Source organism: Acinetobacter sp. UBA5984 (genome assembly GCF_002429925.1).
GTDB classification, from domain to species: Bacteria; Pseudomonadota; Gammaproteobacteria; order Pseudomonadales; family Moraxellaceae; genus Acinetobacter; species Acinetobacter variabilis.
In genome coordinates this window covers 1-4,143 of the sequence record NZ_DJBE01000010.1, presented here as the reverse complement: position 1 = coordinate 4,143, position 4,143 = coordinate 1, and the positions used below count along the sequence as shown (strand labels likewise).

General features: G+C 37.5%; 5 protein-coding genes. 4 read left to right on the top strand and 1 reads right to left on the bottom strand.

Going from position 1 to position 4,143, the window contains the following annotated elements:
* Positions 1 to 136 precede the first annotated feature (136 nt).
* The gene (locus B3J29_RS01945) at positions 137 to 907 is read right to left on the bottom strand and encodes a DUF3800 domain-containing protein (protein WP_200142769.1); all 771 of its coding nucleotides are present in this window, start codon (positions 905 to 907) and stop codon (positions 137 to 139) included.
* Positions 908 to 1,400: 493 nt separating this feature from the next.
* Here B3J29_RS01945 and B3J29_RS01940 point away from each other — a divergent pair, with 493 nt between their 5' ends.
* Genes B3J29_RS01940 through B3J29_RS01925 form a run of 4 tightly spaced genes read left to right on the top strand, consistent with a single transcriptional unit; the run spans position 1,401 to position 3,225 of the window.
* Positions 1,401 to 1,628, top strand: a complete 228-nt coding sequence (locus tag B3J29_RS01940) for a hypothetical protein (protein WP_286964249.1) — start codon at positions 1,401 to 1,403, stop codon at positions 1,626 to 1,628.
* Between the two features lies 1 nt (position 1,629).
* Positions 1,630 to 2,106, top strand: a complete 477-nt coding sequence (locus B3J29_RS01935; protein WP_200142767.1) for a hypothetical protein — start codon at positions 1,630 to 1,632, stop codon at positions 2,104 to 2,106.
* A gap of 4 nt (positions 2,107 to 2,110) precedes the next feature.
* Positions 2,111 to 2,416: a hypothetical protein gene (locus tag B3J29_RS01930; protein WP_200142766.1), complete on the top strand. Its 306-nt coding sequence runs from the start codon at positions 2,111 to 2,113 to the stop codon at positions 2,414 to 2,416.
* Positions 2,413 to 3,225 carry a hypothetical protein gene (locus B3J29_RS01925; RefSeq protein ID WP_200142765.1) on the top strand — a complete coding sequence of 271 codons (813 nt, stop codon included), beginning with the start codon at positions 2,413 to 2,415 and terminating at the stop codon, positions 3,223 to 3,225. The genes B3J29_RS01930 and B3J29_RS01925 overlap by 4 nt, the downstream gene beginning before the upstream one ends.
* Positions 3,226 to 4,143: the final 918 nt, after the last annotated feature.

Sequence of the window (4,143 nt, the reverse complement as noted above, 5' to 3'; positions counted from 1 at the left end):
CAGCTAAGAGCGAGGAGCGGACATTTACATCTTTGTTCGAGTGTCACAAATTTAGTGCACCACTACAGTAACAATTGATACCTATCCTTTAAATCTGGTCGGCCTATTCATAAACAATCAATTTTTGAAATCAAGGTTAGGACAGCTCTTCCCGTTTAACCAATGGAACGCTGTAATCAGGTCGAATACTCTTTGAACCCGGCATAGCTCGTATCTCTTGCGGAAAATGCCAGATATTAAAATCCTTATTCGGGAATGTATCGTAATGGAATAGATCCCACCCAAGCAAAGCAGCCATACGTTCAAAAGCAAGCTCCTTAGCTACTGATAGTTCCAGCCGAGGATTAAGGTACTTTAAGTAGCCAGAGTTCACAGCTCCGGTCAGAATGTCGACAACCTGTAATCCAAGATGATGCTTAGAGTCGTGCATCGTCACAGACTTAACCAGCTTCTTCATCCCTGCCCTAGCCAGCATATTGTTAGCAACAATACCTGTCACTTCATCGTTCTTTTTGTACTTATCAATCTTCTGGTCGATGATCACCTCAACGTTACTCTTAATTTGTTTAGCAACGTTCTTAACGAGCATTGTATATGTCTGGTAAAAAGCCAACTCCCTGTCCGTCTGCCAGTTGTTGTAAATATTCTTAACTACAACAATCGAGTGGAAGCAGCACGAGTTCTTGAGCACCATAGCCAGCAACTCAATGCAGATGTTTGCCTGCCCTGCACTGTTCTTGATCTTGGACCACTTTAACTCACCGACAATCCCGTACTTATCTTTTAATTTCTGGACGCGCTCATTGAAGATGTGCAACGTGTCTTTACGCACACAAAGCAAACCAATACCATAACAGCGGTCACTCCCTGTCGTACCACTCTCATCACCAAAAGCCACGTATTCCATACAAATACCCACATAAAATTTAATGGGTATTTTATGCTCAACCCAAGCGACAGGCAATGTTTGTAGGTCTACTTAAGAGCTTTTGGGTGATTAGTATATCCATACGCTCGCAAAATCTACTCACTGCACTTGACGGGCAGAACTAAGGTCTTCTATGAGCGAGAAGCGGACGTACGACATTTTTCTAGCCATCCAAACATCACCTTTAGTCAATCAACAGCGAGCGGATCATGCAAAAACCAGTCACTGCGGCTCAGAACATTCCCTAAGGCTCAGTATAAGAAATTATGCACAGTAAAGTCTTAAACTCCGCCTTCATAAAAGAATCATTTTATCGAGTGACGGCATAAGTCATCATAAATTAAATCCATAAAATTCAATAATATAACAAATAATCAAAAAAAACCTTCCCACTTAGTACAATTTGTACTAATATTGTTTGTATCGGATTCGGAGATGCTCAATGAAAATATCGTGTCATTTATCAAAAAGAATGTCCCAACGAAACATATCTCTAGAAATTCTACAAATGGCGCTTTCACTTGGTTGTGATAGCGATAACGGAGAAAGGCTGATACTCGACGAAAAAACGATTTCCATGGCTTTAAAAGCAACAGAGGAAATAAAGAAAAAACTTATTAAGATAAAAGAAAAAAAAGGCATTAGCTTAGTTATTGATAGAAATTCACTCATTACATCATTTTTTCATTACGGTAAATAAAATGTTAAGAATAAATACTGATAAACTATTAAACCAGACAAGCGAAAAGAAGATTTTCATCAAGCAGAATAACTACAAAATAAATTTAAAAGTGCATAAAGCAGATCTCGAATTAATTGATGCGATTGCCAGCAAGTTCAATACATCAAGAAGTAATATCATTACTGACATGTTAAAAGAACTAGCACTAGAAAAAGCACATGAAAATTCAGCTGAGTTTGACAGCAAGGTATTAATAGCTAGAGTAGCTGATTATCTGTCTCCACAAGAGATAGTCGAGGGCCGTAACGATCTCGAAGAAAGCTGGTTATATGAAATAGTTAGAGATGAAATTAAACAAGAAATAAACTATAGATATAATTACTATAAATTATCAGAGCAAGATGTAAGCGACCCAAGAATTAGTGATGAGGTTGAGACTCTAAGACACAGCGATGAGCATAATACTCTTCTTGAAAAAATTAAAGAAAGGATTTAATTAAATGTTAGATAATAATAAAGCAAGCAATTCTAATGATTGCTATGAAATTATCTCAGTTAGAGTTCCAGCAAAAATATCAGCAATGTTAGAGGCTTTAAGTAAGATAAATCTTGAAGCAAAATCATCAATGCTTACGCGTGACATATCTAAATTTCTCTATGAAATCATTTCAACAGAGAAAGACATTGAAATTATTGCCTTGGCAGAAAAGGTCATTAATGACACACCGAAAGAAAGGCATGAAAACTCATTCATAGAATTACTATGCAAAAATGACATGATATATTCAACAGGAAATGAAAAGTGAAAATTGCATACATTACAAAAAGTTCATTAAAAAAAATCATCTACCAGTCATCCAGTGCAGCTGTTTACTCAATTGACGCGCTAATAAATACTCTTGGTGAAAATATTAACGTTGCTAACATAGATAACATAAGAGAATTATTTAGCGACCCTGAAATACGCTTTTTATTCTATACAGCAAAATTCTCTGAGTTTATTGAAAAAAACAAACTGCAACCATCAACAAACTACCGGCAATTTAACGATACATACCTATTCAATGCAAACTCGAAACCAAAATTTCATACAAATAGAAATTGTGAGTATTTAAAAAGCAATTTTAAGAACTTTTTGATACCACCTGAAATTAAAGATAGAGGAGAGAGCGAAGTTATAAAAGCACAAAAATTTGCATTCGAAAATAGACATTTAGCACAAAGCGATGAACAAAGATTTATCACCAAACTATCGGCTCAATTCATGTTAATAAATCCGCCATCAAAAATCGATTTTGATAATAGTGGCATCCAGGAATTTTCTGCATTATCTCTGGATGAGATGGTTATTTCCATATCAAAAAAAATATCGTCATGCATTGATTTTTTAAATAAAAATAAGGAATCTATTAAAAATGGAATGTATAAAGCAAAATCCAAATGCAAAAGCGATGACCCACCAGAACTTATTGAGTGGTTAACAATAATAAAACCAGCTCTTATAGAGTCAATTTTTGAATATAACTGTAAAAAAAACAATCTTTCTGAGAAATCCTTTGAGGTTGCTTTTTTAGAAAAATTTGGCTTTGAAGAGTGTAAATCATGCTCGCAGTAAGTTACAGCTCATATAGATTACAAAAATCATGAAAAGAATATCAGTAAAAAACTGCCAGTAAGGCTTGGATAAATTCTTACAGGTGTCAAAAGCTATACTATACAGTTCGTGACGGATGTTTTAACGGATAGAGGGGCAATGAAAGAGATACTTTCCTGTTTCTCTCGCCCCCAAATTAAATCCCTGATTTACAATGCGCTTCGCCGTAAATTTTTGAACACTGGATTATAATCCATTCCGTCCTCCCTATATTTAGTTAGCCAAATTTATGGAGCTACTGGAACGGAAAATCCGGCTTAACTTAACGTGAGAAGCATATGGCTAGGCGATTTAAACACTTGATTCCAGTTCATTTATCGATCATCGAAAAAATTGACGATAGTGAAACGATAATAGACATTTCCTATGTGATGCTTTGCGGAGAGCAGAACAATGTCCGCTTCTGGCACAAAGCGGCCCCTCATAATTATTCTCAGGCTACCCCCGCATATCAAACCCAACCTTTTGAAAATCCCGATACATTTTTGAATTGCTAAACCTCGGGAATTTCGCTTTTTCGGCTTCCAATTTTACCGACACACAGTAGCCTTCGTTGCCGCCCTGATTGCCCGCGTCTGCGCACCCCATTCATCCTGATCGCCCCGGCGGCCAGAACTGCAAACATGAACATCATCCCAGGCATTTCACGTGCTCCGACTCCCTGCCCGCTTATCCTCATGTACCCATTAAAATCCCTGACGCGTTTTTTCCCGCATCCTGGATTATCAGACAACGGCAGTTAATTTTTCCCTACCTGGCACACAAAAAAGAGTCCGCATCTCCGCGAACCCTTTCCCCATAACCCCGTTAACCAGAGCGCCTACAACTCCCCAAACACCAGCACCCCATCCCGATCTACCAGACTTTCATAAACCCTCT

Coding starts and splice junctions, on each gene's coding strand:
- B3J29_RS01930 (WP_200142766.1), top strand. CDS start 2,111: ATGTTAGATAATAATAAAGCAAGCAATTCTAATGATTGCTATGAAATT.
- B3J29_RS01940 (WP_286964249.1), top strand. CDS start 1,401: ATGTCCCAACGAAACATATCTCTAGAAATTCTACAAATGGCGCTTTCA.
- B3J29_RS01935 (WP_200142767.1), top strand. CDS start 1,630: ATGTTAAGAATAAATACTGATAAACTATTAAACCAGACAAGCGAAAAG.
- B3J29_RS01945 (WP_200142769.1), bottom strand. CDS start 907: ATGGAATACGTGGCTTTTGGTGATGAGAGTGGTACGACAGGGAGTGAC.